The 18,411-nt window shown below is 60.6% G+C and carries 19 protein-coding genes and 2 tRNA genes; 18 read left to right on the top strand and 3 right to left on the bottom strand.

The genetic code is table 11. The annotated features are described in order from the left end of the window. Positions 1-20: 20 nt before the first annotated feature. On the bottom strand, positions 21-968 hold the full coding sequence (locus ACYVHK_RS07305; protein WP_460529166.1) for an SPOR domain-containing protein: 948 nt from the start codon (positions 966-968) through the stop codon (positions 21-23). Between the two features lie 199 nt (positions 969-1,167). Here ACYVHK_RS07305 and ndk point away from each other — a divergent pair, with 199 nt between their 5' ends. The 18 genes from ndk to ACYVHK_RS07215 all read left to right on the top strand — a co-directional run bounded on the left by ndk (position 1,168) and on the right by ACYVHK_RS07215 (position 17,775). Then, entirely contained in the window at positions 1,168-1,593 is a 426-nt protein-coding gene (ndk, locus tag ACYVHK_RS07300) for a nucleoside-diphosphate kinase (RefSeq protein WP_460529163.1), read from the top strand. Between the two features lie 16 nt (positions 1,594-1,609). After that, positions 1,610-2,722, top strand: a complete 1,113-nt coding sequence (gene rlmN, locus ACYVHK_RS07295; RefSeq protein WP_460529160.1) for a 23S rRNA (adenine(2503)-C(2))-methyltransferase RlmN — start codon at positions 1,610-1,612, stop codon at positions 2,720-2,722. A gap of 15 nt (positions 2,723-2,737) precedes the next feature. After that, positions 2,738-3,472, top strand: coding sequence for a type IV pilus biogenesis/stability protein PilW (gene pilW, locus ACYVHK_RS07290; RefSeq protein ID WP_460529157.1), 735 nt, complete (start codon positions 2,738-2,740; stop codon positions 3,470-3,472). Beyond that, entirely contained in the window at positions 3,465-4,547 is a 1,083-nt protein-coding gene (locus ACYVHK_RS07285; RefSeq protein ID WP_460529154.1) for a RodZ domain-containing protein, read from the top strand. Before pilW ends, ACYVHK_RS07285 begins: the two co-directional genes overlap by 8 nt. Then, positions 4,547-5,818 carry a flavodoxin/ferredoxin-dependent (E)-4-hydroxy-3-methylbut-2-enyl-diphosphate synthase gene (gene ispG, locus ACYVHK_RS07280; protein ID WP_460529151.1) on the top strand — a complete coding sequence of 424 codons (1,272 nt, stop codon included), beginning with the start codon at positions 4,547-4,549 and terminating at the stop codon, positions 5,816-5,818. Before ACYVHK_RS07285 ends, ispG begins: the two co-directional genes overlap by 1 nt. Continuing rightward, positions 5,819-7,075 (top strand): histidine--tRNA ligase, encoded by a 1,257-nt coding sequence (gene hisS, locus ACYVHK_RS07275; RefSeq protein ID WP_460529148.1) that lies wholly within the window; start codon positions 5,819-5,821, stop codon positions 7,073-7,075. A 4-nt stretch (positions 7,076-7,079) separates the two neighbouring features. After that, positions 7,080-7,313, top strand: a complete 234-nt coding sequence (locus ACYVHK_RS07270; RefSeq protein WP_460529145.1) for a hypothetical protein — start codon at positions 7,080-7,082, stop codon at positions 7,311-7,313. 36 nt (positions 7,314-7,349) lie between these two features. After that, positions 7,350-7,982 (top strand): YfgM family protein, encoded by a 633-nt coding sequence (locus tag ACYVHK_RS07265; protein WP_460529142.1) that lies wholly within the window; start codon positions 7,350-7,352, stop codon positions 7,980-7,982. After that, complete coding sequence (gene bamB / locus ACYVHK_RS07260; protein WP_460529139.1) at positions 7,979-9,130, top strand: PQQ-binding-like beta-propeller repeat protein; 1,152 nt, start codon at positions 7,979-7,981, stop codon at positions 9,128-9,130. Before ACYVHK_RS07265 ends, bamB begins: the two co-directional genes overlap by 4 nt. Positions 9,131-9,142: 12 nt before the next feature. Next, the gene (gene der, locus ACYVHK_RS07255; RefSeq protein WP_460529136.1) at positions 9,143-10,540 is read left to right on the top strand and encodes a ribosome biogenesis GTPase Der; all 1,398 of its coding nucleotides are present in this window, start codon (positions 9,143-9,145) and stop codon (positions 10,538-10,540) included. Positions 10,541-10,668: 128 nt separating this feature from the next. Continuing rightward, entirely contained in the window at positions 10,669-10,923 is a 255-nt protein-coding gene (gene hfq / locus ACYVHK_RS07250) for an RNA chaperone Hfq (RefSeq protein WP_460529133.1), read from the top strand. A gap of 83 nt (positions 10,924-11,006) precedes the next feature. Next, complete coding sequence (gene hflX / locus ACYVHK_RS07245) at positions 11,007-12,161, top strand: HflX GTPase family protein (RefSeq protein ID WP_460529130.1); 1,155 nt, start codon at positions 11,007-11,009, stop codon at positions 12,159-12,161. A gap of 9 nt (positions 12,162-12,170) precedes the next feature. Continuing rightward, a complete protein-coding gene (gene hflK, locus ACYVHK_RS07240; RefSeq protein WP_460529127.1) occupies positions 12,171-13,358 on the top strand; it encodes a protease modulator HflK in 1,188 nt (395 codons plus the stop codon). A 1-nt stretch (position 13,359) separates the two neighbouring features. Further along, positions 13,360-14,229: a protease modulator HflC gene (hflC, locus tag ACYVHK_RS07235; RefSeq protein WP_460529124.1), complete on the top strand. Its 870-nt coding sequence runs from the start codon at positions 13,360-13,362 to the stop codon at positions 14,227-14,229. Beyond that, complete coding sequence (locus ACYVHK_RS07230) at positions 14,226-14,414, top strand: DUF2065 domain-containing protein (RefSeq protein ID WP_460529121.1); 189 nt, start codon at positions 14,226-14,228, stop codon at positions 14,412-14,414. The genes hflC and ACYVHK_RS07230 overlap by 4 nt, the downstream gene beginning before the upstream one ends. 19 nt (positions 14,415-14,433) lie before the next feature. Then, a complete protein-coding gene (locus ACYVHK_RS07225; RefSeq protein ID WP_460529118.1) occupies positions 14,434-15,585 on the top strand; it encodes an ATP phosphoribosyltransferase regulatory subunit in 1,152 nt (383 codons plus the stop codon). Positions 15,586-15,670: 85 nt separating this feature from the next. Continuing rightward, complete coding sequence (locus ACYVHK_RS07220) at positions 15,671-16,966, top strand: adenylosuccinate synthetase (RefSeq protein WP_460529115.1); 1,296 nt, start codon at positions 15,671-15,673, stop codon at positions 16,964-16,966. Positions 16,967-17,016: 50 nt separating this feature from the next. Beyond that, positions 17,017-17,775 carry a pyridoxine 5'-phosphate synthase gene (locus ACYVHK_RS07215; RefSeq protein WP_460529112.1) on the top strand — a complete coding sequence of 253 codons (759 nt, stop codon included), beginning with the start codon at positions 17,017-17,019 and terminating at the stop codon, positions 17,773-17,775. Between the two features lie 133 nt (positions 17,776-17,908). Here ACYVHK_RS07215 and ACYVHK_RS07210 read toward each other — a convergent pair. Together ACYVHK_RS07210 and ACYVHK_RS07205 are read right to left on the bottom strand one after the other, a co-directional pair. Further along, a tRNA-Leu gene (locus ACYVHK_RS07210) sits at positions 17,909-17,995 on the bottom strand. 249 nt (positions 17,996-18,244) lie between these two features. Then, positions 18,245-18,331: transfer RNA gene (locus ACYVHK_RS07205), tRNA-Leu, on the bottom strand. Positions 18,332-18,411: the final 80 nt, after the last annotated feature.

Raw genomic sequence — 18,411 nt, 5'->3', positions numbered from 1 at the left:
GTCGGAGATATCCGCCGACATCAGGAGGCCGGGGTTTGCAGGATTGGTGTCATGCCGAGTTCACGCATGCGGCGCATGATCAGCTCCGCTTCGTCCTTGTTCTTGAACGGACCGACCTGAACCCGGGTCTCCAGCCGGGCAGGGATGCCGGCCGCATTGAGGCGATCGATCAATTTGCCGGCATTATCGCTGCTTTGAAAGACCCCGGCCTGGACGGTGAAGCCGCGGCTACCTGGTGGCAGGACGCCCGCCGCCAGAGACGTAATGGTTTGCTCTGGTGTTGGCGCGGCAGGAGCGGCAGCCTTGGGCGGCGGTGCAAGTACCAGTGACGGTTGCCGCGCCGGTGCCGGCGCTGGCGCAGGAGTGGCCGCTTGGGCGGCGGGCTTGGGAATTGTCGGCGCACTGGGTATGACGACGCTGGCAACCGGCTTGGGTGGTGCCACCGGTTTGCTGGCCACGGACGGCGCATCGTCTGGTTCGCTGATAATCTTGCCGCCAGCCGGTTTCGAGGTGGCGTTTGTCTTGACGGGTGGGGCTGCAGATGCGCTGGCTTGTGGGGGGGAGGCGGCATTGCTGCCGGCGGTGGCTGGCGCAGGCTCTATGGGCGTGATGGGTGTTGTGGCGGATGGTGCGCTGGCGGTCTGTGCCGGCGCCGGGGCGGGTTCTGGCGCCGCAATGGCAGGCTCGATAACGGGCGGTTTTTCCGCCGTCACCACGGCCGGCGTCTCGTGCCGGGGCGGCGCTTCGGCTTGCAGGGGATTGATGCTGGGTCCTTCCACCTCCACCTTGGGGTCACCCTCCAGTCGATTGAGCAGGGTGATGGCGATCGCGACGCCGATGATCAGGCAGATGGCTATGGCAAGCCGCTGCATCAGGCGCTGGCGGATTTCACTTTGCTCATCGGCTTCTTCGTTGGCGGTATGGGCTGCCGGGCGGTTCGGGCTGGGACGGATCGCGCTCAATTGCATGTTCGCCGCTACGCGGCGCTCCCTGTTTTGAATGTTTCGACGCAGCTGGTATGGCTTTTGCGCGTCACGGCAGCAAAGCTGTTAGAATATTCGGTCATTTTTACGCCGACAAGCTACGTGGACGCGATGCGAGCGGGCTTGCAGCTTAAAACTTTTTTGTTCCTTACTTTGTCTACTTTACGATTTTTGGAGTGTACCCATGGCAATTGAACGCACCCTGTCCATCATCAAGCCCGACGCCGTTGCCAAGAACGTCATCGGCCAGATTTATACCCGTTTCGAAACCGCAGGTCTGAAGATTGTCGCTGCCAAGATGAAGCACCTGTCGCGCGCTGAGGCCGAAGGCTTCTACGCTGTACACAAGGAACGTCCTTTCTTCAAGGATCTGGTTGACTTCATGGTCTCCGGCCCGGTGATCATCCAGGCTCTGGAAGGCGAAGGCGCCGTTGCCAAGCACCGCGACCTGATGGGCGCTACCGATCCGAAGAAAGCCGACAAGGGCACCATCCGCGCTGACTTCGCCGATTCGATCGATGCCAACGCCGTTCACGGTTCCGACAGCGCCGAAAACGCCGCTATCGAGATCGCCTACTTCTTCGCGGCCTCCGAAGTTTACGGCCGTTAATTGTTGAGCCTAGGCCATGTCCGTTAATCTGCTTGATTTTGATGCGCAACGCTTTGCCACCTTCCTCGCGGAGCGTGGCGAGAAGCCGTTTCGTGCCAAACAGCTGATGCGCTGGATTCACCATTTCGGCGAGTCAGATTTCAATGCCATGACGGACATCGCCAAGGTGACGCGAGAAAAGCTGGCGGCGGAGGCAGTCATCATGCCGCCCAGCTTGATGCTGGAACAAAAGTCCGACGACGGCACCCGCAAGTGGCTGCTGGACGTTGGCACCGGCAACGGTGTCGAGGCGGTGTTCATTCCCGAGGACGACCGCGGTACGTTGTGCGTCTCCAGCCAGGTTGGCTGTGCCCTGGAATGCACTTTCTGCTCCACCGGGCGGCAAGGCTTCAATCGCAACCTCAGCACGGCCGAGATCATCGGCCAGCTCTGGTGGGCCAACAAGGCGCTGGGACGTGATCCCAAAGGGGATCGCATCGTCTCCAATGTGGTGATGATGGGGATGGGCGAGCCGCTGGCAAACTTCGACAATGTCGTTGCCGCCATGCGCCTGATGCTGGATGACAACGCCTACGGCCTGAGCCGCCGTCGCGTGACGCTTTCCACCTCGGGCCTGGTGCCGCAGATGGATAGACTGCGCGAAGCTTGTCCCGTTGCACTGGCTGTGTCGCTGCATGCGCCGAACGACGCGCTGCGCGACGAGATCGTGCCGATCAACAAGAAGTATCCGCTCAAGGAACTGATGGCGGCCTGCCTGCGTTACCTTGAAAAAGCCCCGCGGGACTTCATCACCTTCGAATATGTGATGCTGGATGGTGTAAATGACACTTTCGAGCATGCAAAGCAACTTGTGGCGCTCGTCAAGGATGTGCCTTGCAAGTTCAATCTGATACCTTTCAACCCTTTTCCGAATTCAGGCTACGGGCGATCCAAGGCGGATGCGATCCGTCGCTTCCGGGATCACCTGATCCAGGCCGGCTATGTAGTGACGGTCCGCAAGACGCGCGGTGACGATATCGACGCCGCCTGTGGCCAGTTGGCCGGCCAGGTCAAGGATAAGACCAAGCGTACGCTCCGGCTTGCCGCTGAGGGCAAGACGACGACAACCATTCAACTGGTAAGGGAGTAGGGCATGAGGCAGGGGATGTTTGCTGTTTTGCTGTTCGTATTGTCGCTTGGCATGGTGCGGGCGGAAGAGCAGGATCCTCGCCTGAAAGTTGCCAGTCTGCGTACCCAGCTGGCGGCCAGCTACTATAGTCGCGGCCAGTACGGCGTTGCCCTGGAAGAACTGAAAAGCGCTTTGCTGGCCAAGCCTGACTATGCACTGGCCTACAACGTGCAAGGCTTGGTTTACACCGACCTGAATGAGCTGGATACCGCCGACAAGAGTTTCCGGCGGGCGCTGGATATCGATAGCCGGGATCCGGACATTAATCACAATTTCGGCTGGTTCCTGTGCAACAAGCGGAACTTGGCGGCTGAGTCCCTGCGCTATTTTGCGAACGCGCTCAAGAACCCGCTCTATGACCGTCCGGAGAAATCCCTGCAACAAGCCGGGCTTTGCTCCATCAAGGCCGGTGAATTGAGGCAGGCCGAGGATTTCCTGCGTAAAGCCGATCGCGCGCAGGCGGATAATCCTGGTACCTTGCTGGGCCTCGCGCAATTGGCCTTTGCCCGAGCCGAGTATGATAGCACCCGGGTACTGCTCGCCCGTCAGGCGCGCCTGGGTACGCCGGCTGCAGAAGCGCTCTGGCTGAATGTCCGTAACGAACGTCGCCTTGGCAACAGCGAGGCTGAAGCCGGCTATGCCAAGGAATTGAAGAGTCGTTTCCCGAATAGCGAAGAAGCACGTCGATTGGCCAACGGCCAGTATGACTAGTTCCACCCTTACCAGAGAGCCGCCCGGCATGCCGCCCGAGATGAGCCAAGAATCAACATCTGATCAGCCCACCCCTGTTGTTGTCACTGCCACGCCGACGCCCGGTGCCATCCTCGCCGCTCACCGGCGGGAGGCTGGGTTGTCCGTCGCCGATGTATCCAACAAGCTGAAGCTGTCCAAGCGTCAGGTCGAGGCGCTGGAAGCCGATGAATACAGCGCTTTGCCGGGCAATACCTTTGTTCGGGGCTTTGTTCGAAACTATGCCCGCCTGCTGGAACTCGATGCCCAGCCCTTGATCCAGTTCCTCGATAGTCACCTGCCCAAGGAAGCCGCCCAGGCTGCGCTACCGCGCTTGCGCGACGAGGCCTTGCCGGTGTTGCGCCCAGGCGGCAATGCCGCACGTGTGCTCTCGGTGCCGGCTCTGGTTGTCGGCCTCCTGGTTGCGCTGGGTGGCGCCGGAAGCTACTGGTGGTTTTACGTTCAGCGCGGCGCCTTTGAGCCGGAGCTGATGCTCAAGGATGGCGCGTCTGCTCAGCCGGTTGCGCCGACTACGGTCGTAGCGCCAGAGGCACCAGCTACATCGACTACACCAGAAGCCGCGTTGACCACTACGCCCGAGCAGGCTGCTGCTGCCGGCGTACCCCTCGCCGATACGGCTTCCGCGTCGGCATCGACGACCGATGTCGCCCCGGCGATGCCAACGGTCGCCCCGGCTCCAGCCGTGGTAGCGCCACCGGTTGTCGCTACTGCGACGGCGCCGGCTAGTGCGCCGGTGCCACCTGCCGTTACCACTCCCGCGCCGGTTGCTGTCGTCGCGCCCGCGGCCTTGCCCGTGACAAGCGGCGATTTGCGCCTGGTCGCCAAGAAGGATAGCTGGGTACAGATTACCGATTCGACCGGCCGGCGCCTGATCAACCAGGTCCTGTCCGCTGGCGAAACCCGTAGCGTCGGCGGCACCCCCCCTTACAAGATCCGTATCGGCAATGGTCATCAGACCGAGCTGTACTACAAGGGTAAACCTACCGATCTGACGCCTTATATCAAGGTCGATGTTGCCAATCTCGAGTTGAACTGATGAGTCTGCTTCCCCGTCGCTCTTCCCGGCGCGTCATGGTCGGCCATGTGCCGGTCGGTGGCGATGCGCCTGTCGTTGTCCAATCCATGACTAATACCGACACCGCCGATGCGGCCGGCACTGCTCAGCAGGTATTCGAACTGTGGCAGGCTGGCTCGGAGGTGGTGCGGATCACAGTCAACTCGCCGGAGGCCGCGGCCCAGGTGGGTGAAATCCGCCGCCGGCTAGATGAGATGGGTTGCAACGTGCCGCTGGTGGGAGACTTCCATTTCAATGGGCACAAGCTGCTGACCCAATATCCGGACTGCGCCCGTGCGTTGGCAAAATACCGTATCAACCCGGGTAATGTGGGCAAGGGCTCCAAGCGGGACGAGCAGTTTGCGGCGATGATCGCCATGGCGATCGAGTACGACAAGCCGGTACGCATCGGCGTGAACTGGGGCAGCCTGGACCAGGCCAAGATGGCGCGGATGATGGACGAGAACGCGCAGTTGCCGCAGCCGCTGAGTGCCGACGCACTGATGCGCGAGGCACTGATCCAGTCGGCACTCGAGAGCGCCGCCCAGGCAGAGGCGCTTGGGCTGGGCGCGGACAAGATCATCATCTCTTGCAAGGTCAGCGCGGTGCAGGACCTGATCAAGGTCTACCGTGATCTGGGCAGTCGTTGCGACTACCCGCTGCACCTGGGCCTGACCGAGGCCGGCATGGGCTCCAAGGGCATCGTGGCGTCCACGGCTGCCTTGTCCGTGCTGCTGCAGGAAGGCATTGGCGATACCATCCGCGTTTCCCTGACGCCCGAGCCAGGCGAGCCGCGTACCAAGGAGGTCGTGGTGGCGCAGGAGATCCTGCAGACCATGGGCATCCGCTCTTTTACTCCGCTGGTGACGGCTTGCCCGGGGTGTGGCCGCACCACCTCTACGTTCTTTCAGGAACTGGCGCAGAAGATCCAGCGCTATCTGCGCGAGCAGATGCCGGTCTGGCGCGCGGAGTTTCCCGGCGTCGAGACCCTGAACGTCGCCGTGATGGGCTGCGTGGTGAATGGTCCCGGGGAGTCCAAGCTGGCCAATATCGGCATCAGCCTTCCTGGTACGGGCGAAGTACCGGTCGCGCCGGTGTTCGTAGATGGCGTCAAGACCGTCACCCTGAAGGGCGATGCGATTGCCGAGGATTTCCAGACCATCGTCGACGACTATGTGCGCCTCAATTATGCGGAAGGCGGCAAGCTGCGCCGTGCTGGCGCCGCTAAGATCATCCCCGTGAAAGCGCTGTAAATGGCTGACAAGTTTCAAAGCATCAAAGGTTTCTACGACATCCTGCCGGGCAACACCGCGCTCTGGCAGAAGCTGGAAGACACGGCCCGGCGTGTGCTGGCCCAATATGGCTACCGGAATATCCGTCTACCTATCGTCGAGCCGACTGGCCTGTTCGTGCGGGGTGTCGGCGAGCATACTGACATCGTCGAGAAGGAAATGTACGCCTGGACCGACGCCCTCAATGGCGACAAGCTGGCCTTGCGGCCCGAGGGTACGGCGGGTTGTGTCCGCGCCGTGGTCGAGCACAGCCTGACCTACAACGGTCCGCAACGGCTCTGGTACATGGGTCCCATGTTCCGCCATGAGAACGTGCAGAAGGGTCGTCAGCGCCAGTTCCATCAGATCGGCGCGGAAGCCTTTGGTTACGATGGTCCCGACGTGGATGCCGAGCAGATGATCATGCTGGCGCGCTTGTGGCGTGAGCTGGGCATCGCCGATGTCGAGCTTCAGATCAATACCATCGGTGACGCAGCCGAGCGTGCCGCCTATCGCCAGACCTTGATCGCCTATTTCGAACAGCATGCCGAATTGCTGGACGAGGATGCCAAACGCCGTCTGCATGCCAATCCGCTACGCATACTCGATAGCAAGAACCCGCGCATGCAGGACATGATCAACGCGGCACCCAAGCTATTTGATGTGCTGGGCGACGAAAGCCGCAGCCACTACGAGCGACTCTGCCGCCTGCTCGACGATGCCGGCGTCGCCTACACACTCAATACCCGCCTGGTCCGCGGCCTCGATTACTACAACCGTACGGTATTCGAGTGGGTGACAACCCGGCTCGGCGCCCAGGGCACGATCGCCGGTGGTGGCCGCTATGACACGTTGGTAGAAACGCTAGGCGGCAAGGCGACGCCGGCCTGCGGTTTTGGCATGGGCATGGAGCGCGTATTCCTGTTGATGCAGGAGTATGGCGTCACTGCGAGCGACGCGCCGGATGTGTATCTCGTCAATGCTGGCGAGGCTGCCGAGCTGGTTGCGCCTGGTCTGGCCGAGCAATTACGCAATGGTGGCCTGAGCGTGGCAATGCACGCCGGCGGTGGCAGTTTCAAGTCGCAGATGAAGAAGGCGGATGCATCCGGTGCGGCCTTCGCGTTGATCATCGGCGACAATGAAGCCGCCGACGGTACCGTGGTGATCAAGCCACTGCGCGATGGTGGCGAACAGCGCAGCGTCACCCGGACAGATGTACTTTCCGCACTGCGGAGCTGATGGCATGGAACCGGGGCGCAAACTCAAGGTCTCGCTCAAGCTGTTTGTACTGAACGTGCTGGGCGCTTTGCTGGCAGCCCTGGGGCTGTCGGCGCTGGTGGGCCGGGGGACGAACTTGCATCCCTTGTTGTCGGCATGGTGGGTTGGTCTGGTTTTGCTGCTCGTTGGCCTCGTGCTGATGGGTTGGTTTATGGTGGATATTTTCAAACGGATACGCGCCCAGCAGTCGGCGCGCTAACACGCAACTTGTTAACGAAGACGGAAACGCACTCAGATGGCCGCTTTTGATTTGCAGGAACAGGAACAGATCGCTGAACTGAAGGCCTGGTGGGCGCAGTGGGGCAAGCTGGTAATCGCCGCGCTGGTCGCGGTGCTCGTTGGCTATTTCGGCAGTATGGGCTGGAAAGCCTGGCAGAAGTCGCAGGGCGAATCGGCCGCAAACGCCTTCATGGCGGTTGAAACCGCTTTTGCCGCCAAGGATGTCGCAAAGACTCGCGCTGCGGCAGATGACATGGCCAAGAACCAGTCGGGCCATGCCATGACCGCGCGCGCCATGCTGCTGGCGGCCAAGGTCGCTTTCGATGCCAATGACCTCGACAAGGCCAAGTCGGCACTGGAGTGGGTTGTCAGCAACGCCAAGGAAGACGCCGTCGGCGATATCGCCCGCCTGCGCCTGGCGGCTGTCCTTGCCGACCAGAAGCAATACGATGCAGCCTTGAAGCTGGTTGATGCGCCGAAGGCCGAAGGTTTTATCGCCAATTTTGCCGAAGCCCGTGGCGACGTCCTCGCACTGAAGGGTGATGCTGCCGGTGCAAAGAAGGCCTATGAGCAAGGCCTGCTGAAGATGGAAAAGGATGCGCCAAACCGCAACATACTGGAAACCAAGCTGTCGGCGCTGGGGGCATGATGAACAAGCTCGCCATCGTTGGTTTGACCGCATTGCTGGCAGCCTGCGCCGGTACTGACAACAGCCCGCAGCCGACGCCGCTCAAGGACATGAAGAATAGCGTCAACCTGCAGTCCAGCTGGAACATGTCGTTCTCCTCCAGCGGCCTGTTTGGCTGGTTCGGTTCGGACGTGTCCGGCCTGTTCCGCTTTGCCCCCGATGTGACCGGCAATGCCGTTTACATGGCTGGCGTTAACGGCGTTGCCGGCTTCGCATTGGCTGACGGTCGCAAGGTTGGCGAGGTTCGCAGCGACAAGCCCCTGGCCGGCGGCATCGGTGCCGCGAGCGGCCTGGTGGTGGCTGGTACGCTCAAGGGCGATGTCTACGGCTGGGAAGCGGATGGCAAGCAGCGCTGGGTGACACGTGTTTCCAGCGAAATGGTCTCCCCGCCGGCCGTTTCCGAAGGCGTGGCCGTGGTGCGCACTGTCGATGGCAAGGTCTGGGGGCTGAATGCGACTGACGGCAAGGTACGCTGGCAGTTCCAGCGCAGTCAGCCTTCGCTGATTCTGCGTAATTACGCACCGGTCACCATCGCCGATGGCGCAGTCTATGTAGGCCTGGCTTCCGGTCGCATGGCCTCCCTGTCGCTTGCCGACGGCCGCGTATTGTGGGAGTCCGTGGTGGCTCAGCCCAAGGGGGCTACCGAGCTGGAACGTATCAGTGACGTGACTTCGGCACCTGTCGTGGACCGTGGCACCGTTTGCGCCGTTGCCTTCCAGGGCAAGGTCGCCTGTTTTGCGATCAGCAATGGCAGCATGTTGTGGTCGCGTGACGTGTCGAGCTATTCCGGCCTCGCCATGGATGGCGACAAAGTCTATGTCAGCGACGAAACCGGCAATGTGCAGGCGTTCGAGCGTTCCGGTGGCCGCAGTCTCTGGAAGCAGACTGGCCTGTATGGTCGCCGTGTCAGCGGTCCGGCAGTCTATGCTGGTCATGTGGCAGTCGGCGACTTTGAAGGTTATGTCCACCTGCTCTCGCCGGTGGATGGAAATATCGTGGCACGCCTGCAGACGGACAAGAGCCGTGTGCTGGTCGCACCACGCGTGATCAACGACAAGTTGATCGTGCAGACGGAGAGTGGCGGCTTGCACGCCCTCGTAGTGAAGTAATCAAGGAACACAATGAAACCCACCATCGCCCTTGTTGGCCGACCCAATGTAGGTAAATCCACGCTGTTCAATCGGCTGACCAAGAGCCGTGACGCGCTGGTTGCCGACATGCCGGGCCTGACCCGTGACCGCCACTATGGTCACGGCAAGGTGGGGGGCAAGCCATACCTTTGTGTCGATACCGGCGGTTTCGAGCCGGTGGCAGACGATGGCATCCTGCACGAAATGGCACGCCAGACCCTGCAGGCCATCGATGAGGCCGACGCAGTCATCTTCATCGTTGATGCCCGTATTGGTCTTACCCCGCAGGACAAGTTGATCGCCAACCGGCTGCGCCAGCTGAATCGGCCCGTGCGTTTGGCCGTGAACAAGGCGGAAGGCCTGAACTATTCGGTCGTTTCCGCCGAGTTCTACGAACTGGCGCTGGGCGAGCCCTGGCCCATCTCCGCCAGTCATGGCGAAGGCGTGCGGGGGTTGCTGGACGACGTACTGAGCGGTTTTGAGGTAGAAGCCGAGGAAGAGCTGCCGGAGCACCCCAAATTCGCCATCATCGGCCGTCCCAATGTGGGCAAGTCGACGCTGGTGAACGCCATTCTGGGTGAAGAGCGCGTCATTGCCTTCGACCAGCCTGGTACCACGCGCGACTCCATCCATATCGACTTCGAGCGCAACGAACAGCAATACACCATCATCGACACCGCCGGCGTACGCAAGCGGGGCAAGGTCAACGAAGTGATCGAGAAATTCTCGGTTGTGAAGACCATGCAGGCAATTGAAGACGCGAACGTCGTGGTCCTGGTGCTCGATGCTCGCCAGGATGTGGCCGAGCAGGATGCCCATATCGCCGGTTTTGCGCTGGAGGCCGGGCGCGCCATGGTCGTGGCGGTCAACAAGTGGGAGGGTCTGGACGAATATCGCCGCGACCAGGTCAAGCGCGATATCGCCCGCAAGCTGGGCTTCCTGGCCTTTGCCCGTTTCCACTATATCTCGGCCCTGGAAGGGCAGGGGGTAGGTGACCTCTTTGCCAGCATCAATGCCGCCTACAAGGCCGCCATGGCCAAGTTGCCGACGCCGCGCCTGACCCGAGCCCTGCAATTGGCCGTGGAAAAGCAGCAACCGCCACGGGCCGGCATGGTTCGGCCGAAGCTGAAGTATGCTCACCAGGGTGGTATGAACCCGCCGGTGGTGATCGTCCACGGTACTGCGCTGGAACAGATTCCAGACAGTTATTGGCGCTATATGGAACATTCCTTCCTGAAGATGTTCAAACTGCAGGGCACACCTCTGCGTGTACAGTTCAAGAAGGGCGAGAACCCCTACGATACCAAGCCTGGTGAATACAAGCCCGATCGCAAGGGTGCCATGCGTGGAGAAAAGAAGCCTGAGCGCAAGACGCTGAGGAAGGGCTAGGTACTTGCTTGCTGCAATCCCGGTTTGTGCTTGACGGAAAAGCTGCTAAAAGTGATTACTGGTACTGAGCTTCGCAGGAACTTGACGGACAACGTCGTTTTTTAATTTTCAATAGTGGAGAACTACAAATGAGCGCAAAAGGGCAAATGCTACAAGACCCGTTTCTGAATATCCTGCGCAAGGAGCACGTACCTGTTTCTATCTATCTGGTAAACGGCATCAAGCTGCAAGGCCAGATCGAATCGTTTGATCAGTATGTTGTGCTGCTGCGCAACACCGTGACCCAAATGGTTTACAAGCACGCCATTTCGACCGTCGTACCGGCCCGTCCGGTCACTATTCCTTACGACAAGGACCAGGCTGCTGCGCCAGCAGATGCGTGATCAATCTGCGCCACATGGCAAACAGGGGCGCTACGGCGCCCCGTTTGTTGTGCCGACTCTAAGTATTAACCTGGAAAAACTGCGTGTTTGAACGTCATCAGGGTGGGGATCATGCCGTTCTTGTCTGTCTGGACTTCGGTGAGCCGGACTATCTCGAGAACATAGAAGAATTCAAACTGCTGGCCACCGGTAATGGCTACAAGGTCACTGCCATCATTCAGGGCAAGCGGCAAAGGCCAGATCCCAAGCTGTTTGCCGGCAGTGGCAAGGTGGATGAAATTGCCGCTGCCGTGCAGGCGACCAATGCCCATACGGTGCTGTTCAACCACGCGCTCAGCGGTGCTCAGGAACGTAACCTGGAGCGCTCGCTCGAGTGTCGTGTATCAGACAGAGTCCGGCTTATCCTGGATATCTTCGGCCAGCGTGCTCGCTCCAACGAAGGCAAGCTGCAGGTTGAGCTGGCGCAGCTACAGTACATGTCCACCCGCCTGGTACGGGGCTGGACTCACTTGGAGCGGCAGGGGGGCGGTGTCGGCGCGCGTGGCGGTCCCGGGGAAACGCAGCTCGAGATGGACAAGCGCATGATCACCGAGCGGGTGAAGCGTTTGAAGGACAAGCTCAAGGACCTGCAGCGCCAGCGTGATACACAACGCCGCTCGCGCGAGCGCGGCAAGCAGTTCTCGGTGTCGCTGGTCGGCTATACCAACGCCGGCAAATCCACCTTGTTCAACGCGTTGACCCATGCCAAGGCTTATGCAGCCGACCAACTGTTTGCTACGCTGGATACGACGAGCCGCAAATTGTTCCTGGATGTGGATCATTCCATCGTGTTGTCCGATACCGTGGGTTTCATCCGCGACCTGCCGCACGGCCTGGTAGCGGCTTTCACGGCCACGCTGGAAGAAACCGTCCGGGCTGATTTGTTGCTGCATGTCGTCGACAGTGCCAGTGATACGCGCGATGCGCAGATCGCTGCAGTGGATTCGGTGCTCAAGGAAATTTCGGCGGACGACATCCAGCAGATCGTGGTGTTCAACAAGATCGATCTGAGGGCGGGTGAGCCGGTAATCGAGCGGGACGAGTATGGTAGGATTCGCGCGGTTCGTATTAGCGCGAAAAACGCGCTGGGCCTGGATCTATTGCGTCAGGCGCTGGTCGAAGCTGTCGACGGCCAGGCGCAAGAGTCTGGTCGCGGCGTAACGGCTGCAACTGTTTACGACCCAACAAAAACGGAATAAAGACCTTATATGTCTCAAGACCCGCAATGGGGCCGCCGCGGTAAGGATGGCCCGCCTGATCTGGACGAAATCATCCGGCAGTTCACCAACAAGCTGAAGCAGTTCTTCGGTGGACGACCCAGCCGACCTAGCGAACCTGGCCCTGGTGGCGCCAATGATGGCAAGGCCTTGTTGGGCGGTGTCGGCGTGGTGGCTGGCGTGGTAATCGTACTTTGGGTTGCCAGCGGCTTCTACGTGGTCGATGCGCGCGAAGAATCCGTCGTGCTGCGTTTTGGCCGCTATGTGCAGACAACGGATTCCGGTCTGCACTGGCGCATGCCTTGGCCTATCGAGCAGAACGAGATCGTCAAGCTGTCGGAAAACCGCTCGGTGGAAGTCGGCTTCCAGGGAAGCACCAAGAACCGCGTAGCCAGCGAATCGCTGATGTTGACGCAGGACCAGAACATTCTGGATATGCAGCTTGAGGTCCAGTACGACATCAAGGATGCCAAGGATTTCGTATTCAACAACGCCAGCGCTGACAGTGATGGCCGCGATATCGTCAAGCAGGTTGCCGAGACCTCGATCCGTGAGATCGTCGGTCGCAACAAGGTCGATTTCGTGCTGAACGAAGGTCGTTCGCAGATCGCCGCCGATTCCACGCGCCTGATCCAGAACCTGCTTGATGCCTATGGTTCGGGCATCCGCGTGATTCGCGTCAACATCAATGACGTGCAGCCGCCGGAAGAAGTGCAGGCTGCCTTTGCGGACGCGGTCAAGGCCGGCCAGGACAAGGTCAAACAGACCAATGAAGGTATTGCCTACGCCAACGATGTCATCCCGAAGGCGCGAGGCACCGCAGCACGCCTGCTTCAAGAGGCCGACGGCTACAAGCAGCGGGTGATTGCTGAAGCCGAAGGTAATGCTGCCCGCTTCAAGCAGGTCGCGACCGAATACGCCAAGGCGCCGCAGGTCACCCGTGACCGGATGTATCTCGACACCATGCAGCAGATCCTGAGCAACACCAGCAAGGTGCTGGTGGACCAGAAGTCTGGCAGCGGCAATCTGCTTTACCTGCCGCTGGACAAGCTGATGCAGATGTCGGCGCCGCAAAGTGCGCCGGTAGCCGAGACACCGGCACCGGCCGCGCCGGTTGAACTGCCTGCAGTGCGCTCGTCCAGGCTGGACGGACTGCGTGGCGAGAGGGAGGGCCGATAACATGAGCCGTATCATTCCTGCAGTCATCATCGTTTTGCTGGCCCTGTTGGTCGTCAGCATGAGCGTGTTTTCGGTCGATCAGCGCCAGGCGGCGATGGTCTTCCAGTTGGGTGAGGTGGTGCGTGTGGTCAAGGAGCCGGGCATCAAGTTCAAGGTGCCCCTGTTGCAGTCGGTGCGCTACTTTGATCGCCGTATCCTGACCATGGATGCCGAAACCCCCGAGCGTTTCAATACGATCGAAAAGAAGAACGTGCTGGTCGACAGCTATGTGAAATGGCAAGTGATCGACGTCGAGCAGTACTACAAGAGCGTGGGCGGCAACGAACGCACAGCCTCCGCCCGCCTGCGCAAGACCGTCAATGACGTGTTGCGCGCCGAGTTCGGCAAGCGCACGGTCCAGGACGTGATCTCGGGCAAGCGTGACGAAGTCATGGCCGATGTCAGCCAGGTTGCCGATGCCGATGCCCGCAAGATCGGCATCCGTATCGTCGATGTCCGTCTCAAGCGCGTCGACTTCCCCGACGACATCAGCAATGCCGTATTCGACCGGATGATCTCGGAGCGCAAGACCGTCGCCAACCAGCTGCGCTCGGAAGGCTCGGCGGATGCCGAAAAGATCAAGGCCGATGCGGATCGCCAGCGCGAGATCATTGTTGCCAACGCCTACAACCAGGCCCAGCAGATGATGGGTGAGGGGGACGGCAAGGCCGCTGCGATCTACGGTTCGGCATTCGGGCAAAACCCCGAGTTCTATACGTTCTACAAGAGCCTGGATGCCTACAAGAAGACATTCAAGTCCAAGTCCGACGTCATGGTGCTCGACCCCAGCTCCTCCTTCTTCAAGTATATGAAGGACCCGCGAGCGAAGTGACGAGCTTGTGGGATAATGCGGTGTATGCCCTGGCCCTCGTGCTTATCGCCGAGGGCCTGTTGCCGTTTTTGTCTCCTCAAGGTTGGCGTCGTTTCGTTGCCCAGCTGAGCGCCTTGCGAGACGGGCAGCTCCGTTTCATGGGCTTGTTGCTACTGTTGATTGGATTACTACTGCTGGCGCTGTAACGGCGACGGTCTGCTCCCTATGCGTAACTGGATACTCCCCGAGAATATTGCCGATCTGTTGCCGCCCGAAGCGCGTCGGGTCGAGACCTTGCGCCGTGCCTCGCTCGACCTGATCGCCGGGTTTGGCTACGAGCTGGTGCAGCCGCCGCTGATCGAATACGTCGACTCGCTGTTGACCCGCCAGGATGCGGCACTGGACCTGAAGACGTTCAAGCTGACCGACCAGCTCAGCGGTCGCCAACTGGGTCTGCGTGCCGACATTACGCCCCAGGTGGCCCGTATCGACGCCCATCTGCTGAACCGCCAGGGCGTGGCGCGCCTGTGCTATGCCGGCCCGGTCGTACATACCCAGCCCGATGGCATCATGGCTGCGCGCGAACCCCTGCAGTTGGGCGCCGAGATCTACGGTTATGCCGGTGTCGCCGCCGACGTCGAGGTGGTCGAGCTGATGCGTGAGTGCCTCAAGCTCGCCGGCATCGAGCACGTTCATCTGGATATCGGCCACATCGGCCTGTTCCTGGCCCTGGCTGATGAAGCCGGCCTTGCGGATGAAGCGCGTGAGTCGGTCTTCCACGCCATCCAGCAGAAGGACGTGCCTACGCTGACCGGCCTGGTATCGAACCTGCCCGCCGGCTTGCGTGATGGTCTTGTTGCCTTGCCCGGCCTGTATGGCGATGTTTCCATCCTGGCTGCGGCTGAGCGGCAATTGCCGGCCATCGCCGGCGTGAAGATCGCGCTGCAGGCCTTGCGTGAGTTGTCGGAAGCCCTGACGGCGCGCGGCATACAGGTAAGCTTTGACCTGGCTGAGCTGCGTTCCGGTTACTACCATACCGGGCTGGTGTTTGCCGCCTACGCCGAGGGCTGGGCCAATGCCATTGCCCGTGGTGGTCGCTATGACCATGTCGGTGCGCAGTTTGGCCGGCCCCGTCCCGCCACCGGCTTCAGCTTGGACCTGAAAGAGCTCGCCTGGCAGTTGCCGGTCGCGGCCGCTCGTCCCGCCATCCTGGCGCCCAATGTGCTGGATGCGAAGCTGGCTGGTGCCATTCGCGACCTGCGGGCTGCCGGCGAGACGGTTGTCGTCAAGCTGGGCGATATCGTCGATGTCGAAGAGCTGCATGCCGATCGCGAGCTGGTCGATCAGGGCGGCGAATGGCAAGTCCAGTCGCTCTGAGAAAAGCGGCCAACAAGGTCTATTCTGTTTCTATCCCGTCGCGCTTGCGCGGCGATCAAGCAATCTGAGTAATGAAGGAAGTTCCATGAGCCGTAACGTCGTGGTGATTGGCACCCAATGGGGTGACGAAGGCAAGGGCAAGATCGTTGATTGGCTGACAGACCATGCTGAAGGCGTGGTGCGTTTCCAGGGCGGTCACAATGCAGGCCATACCCTGGTCATTGGTGGCAAGAAAACCGTTCTGCGCCTGATTCCGTCGGGGATCTTGCACGCGGGTAAGGCCTGTTTCATCGGTAACGGCGTGGTGATCTCGCCTGAGGCGCTGCTCAAGGAGATCGACGAGCTCAAGACCGCCGGCATCGATGTCGAGAGCCGGCTGAAGATTTCCGAAGCCTGTCCGCTGATCCTGCCGTACCACATTGCGCTCGACCAGGCTCGCGAAGCCGCCAAGGGTGACAAGAAGATCGGTACAACCGGTCGTGGCATCGGCCCCGCTTACGAGGACAAGGTGGCACGCCGCGCTATCCGCGTGCAGGACCTCTTCTTCCCGGATCGCCTGGCGGCCAAGCTGGGCGAGAATCTGGCCTACTACAACTTCCTGCTCAAGGAATACTTCAAGACCGATACGGTGGATTTCCAGAAAACGCTGGAAGACACCCTGCGCCTGGCCGAGCGCATCAAGCCCATGGTGGGCGATGTCTCGCGCACGCTGCACGATCTGAACAAGGCCGGCAAGCCACTGCTGTTCGAAGGTGCCCAAGGAACCTTGCTGGATATCGATCACGGCACCTACCCGTACGTGACCTCCAGCAACTGCGTGGCGGGTGCTGCTGCACCAGGCGCCGGTGTCGCGCCGCAGATGCTGCAATACGTGCTGGGTATTGTGAAGGCCTACACCACCCGCGTAGGCTCGGGCCCATTCCCGACCGAGCTGTTCGACGACGTTGGTGCAGGCCTGGCCAAGCGTGGCAACGAGTTTGGCTCGGTTACCGGTCGCCCGCGTCGCTGTGGCTGGTTCGACGCTGCTGCACTCAAGCGCTCGATCCAGATCAATGGCGTAACCGGCCTGTGCGTCACCAAGATGGACGTGATGGATGGCATCGACGTGATCAAGCTGTGCACGGGTTATCGTGTCAACGGCGAAGTCATGGACATCCTGCCGGTTGGTGCCGAAGAGCTGTCTGGCTGTGCACCGATCTATGAGGAGCTGCCAGGCTGGAGCGAGTCCACGTTCGGCGTAAAGCGCTACGAAGATCTGCCGCTCAATGCCCGTAATTACCTGAAGCGTATTGCGGAAGTGACCGGTGCACCGATCGACATCATCTCGACCGGTCCGGATCGCGAAGAAACCATCGTGCTGCGGCATCCCTTCCAGCACTAAGTTCTGTCAGCGCCCGGCATGTGTCGGGCGTTTTCATTTGAGAAAGCTGCATGACCGTACTATCCGTCAATATCAACAAGATCGCCATCCTGCGCAATTCGCGGGGGGGCGGGCTACCAAGTGTTACCCAGGCCGCGCAAGCCTGCCTGGAGGCCGGCTGCGGGGGCATTACGGTGCATCCCCGGCCTGACCTGCGCCACATCCGCCCTGATGACGTTCTGGCGCTTGCAGGCATGCTGCAAGGCTGCGAGGCCGAGTTCAATGTCGAAGGCAATCCCTTTGCGCCCGCACGTGAGGCCTATCCGGGCCTGGTTGCGCTGTGCGCCGAGGCGCGGCCAGCCCAGGCAACGCTGGTGCCGGACAGCGACGGGCAGATTACGTCCGATCATGGTTTTGACCTGCGACGCGATGGTGAGCGCCTCAAGCCGCTGATTGCCGAGTTCAAGGCCATGGGCTGTCGCGTCAGCCTTTTCATGGATGCGGATTCGGCCGACATCGAGCGGGCGGCGGAGGTGGGTGCCGACCGGATCGAACTCTATACCGGTCCTTATGCAGAGGCGTTTGAAGCGGGCGACTATGGACTTGCGCTGGAGCATTGCGTCCGGGCTGCAGAGCGGGCTGCAAGGGCGGGGCTGGGGGTGAATGCCGGGCATGACCTGAACCAGGCCAACCTGGGTGTATTCCTGCGCCACATACCGCAGATTGCCGAGGTATCGATCGGCCACGCATTGATTGGTGAGGCGGTCTATGATGGGCTGGTGCCGACCGTTCGTAACTACCTGGCCGTGATTGCGGCTGCACGGATGTGATGCAGCAGCGACAGGCCTGCCTTCAGCGTACTCACAAGGCCGTGACCATGGTGACGGCCGGTGAGGGGGGGCTATGTCGCGAGCGAGCAGAAAACAATAAAGCCGATGCAAGTGCATCGGCTTTATTGAGGATTGGTGCCCAAGAGAAGACTCGAACTTCCACGGTGTTGCCACCGCTAGGACCTGAACCTAGTGCGTCTACCAATTCCGCCACCTGGGCTTCGAACTTCACCGCGTTGTCCGCAGTGCATCGAGAGGACAGCATTTTAGACTTTCCAGATTTCCTGTCAATCCCGTTGACTGAGAAAAACGCGATTTCCCGCAGTATTTTTTGTCGTGCCGATGTTGCGATGGACGAGGGTAGGGTTGTATCGCCGAGTGCGGCGCAGGACCGCCTTGGGGATGTCGGTGGCGATGCTGGCGCAGAAAACGATAAAGCCGATGCATATGCATCGGCTTTATCGAGGATTGGTGCCCAAGAGAAGACTCGAACTTCCACGGTGTTGCCACCGCTAGGACCTGAACCTAGTGCGTCTACCAATTCCGCCACCTGGGCTTCGAGCATCGCGGCGTTAGCTGCGTTGCGTCGAGAGGGGCGCATTATGGGCGAACAGAATTTCCTGTCAATCCCATTTG

This window comes from Chitinimonas naiadis (assembly GCF_054780835.1).
The sequence above is the reverse complement of the archived record's forward strand: the minus strand, read 5'-3'. Positions and strand labels throughout refer to the sequence as shown.

Coding starts and splice junctions, on each gene's coding strand:
- ACYVHK_RS07305 (WP_460529166.1), bottom strand. CDS start 968: ATGCAATTGAGCGCGATCCGTCCCAGCCCGAACCGCCCGGCAGCCCAT.
- ndk (WP_460529163.1), top strand. CDS start 1,168: ATGGCAATTGAACGCACCCTGTCCATCATCAAGCCCGACGCCGTTGCC.
- rlmN (WP_460529160.1), top strand. CDS start 1,610: ATGTCCGTTAATCTGCTTGATTTTGATGCGCAACGCTTTGCCACCTTC.
- pilW (WP_460529157.1), top strand. CDS start 2,738: ATGTTTGCTGTTTTGCTGTTCGTATTGTCGCTTGGCATGGTGCGGGCG.
- ACYVHK_RS07285 (WP_460529154.1), top strand. CDS start 3,465: ATGACTAGTTCCACCCTTACCAGAGAGCCGCCCGGCATGCCGCCCGAG.
- ispG (WP_460529151.1), top strand. CDS start 4,547: ATGAGTCTGCTTCCCCGTCGCTCTTCCCGGCGCGTCATGGTCGGCCAT.
- hisS (WP_460529148.1), top strand. CDS start 5,819: ATGGCTGACAAGTTTCAAAGCATCAAAGGTTTCTACGACATCCTGCCG.
- ACYVHK_RS07270 (WP_460529145.1), top strand. CDS start 7,080: ATGGAACCGGGGCGCAAACTCAAGGTCTCGCTCAAGCTGTTTGTACTG.
- ACYVHK_RS07265 (WP_460529142.1), top strand. CDS start 7,350: ATGGCCGCTTTTGATTTGCAGGAACAGGAACAGATCGCTGAACTGAAG.
- bamB (WP_460529139.1), top strand. CDS start 7,979: ATGATGAACAAGCTCGCCATCGTTGGTTTGACCGCATTGCTGGCAGCC.
- der (WP_460529136.1), top strand. CDS start 9,143: ATGAAACCCACCATCGCCCTTGTTGGCCGACCCAATGTAGGTAAATCC.
- hfq (WP_460529133.1), top strand. CDS start 10,669: ATGAGCGCAAAAGGGCAAATGCTACAAGACCCGTTTCTGAATATCCTG.
- hflK (WP_460529127.1), top strand. CDS start 12,171: ATGTCTCAAGACCCGCAATGGGGCCGCCGCGGTAAGGATGGCCCGCCT.
- hflC (WP_460529124.1), top strand. CDS start 13,360: ATGAGCCGTATCATTCCTGCAGTCATCATCGTTTTGCTGGCCCTGTTG.
- ACYVHK_RS07225 (WP_460529118.1), top strand. CDS start 14,434: ATGCGTAACTGGATACTCCCCGAGAATATTGCCGATCTGTTGCCGCCC.
- ACYVHK_RS07220 (WP_460529115.1), top strand. CDS start 15,671: ATGAGCCGTAACGTCGTGGTGATTGGCACCCAATGGGGTGACGAAGGC.
- ACYVHK_RS07215 (WP_460529112.1), top strand. CDS start 17,017: ATGACCGTACTATCCGTCAATATCAACAAGATCGCCATCCTGCGCAAT.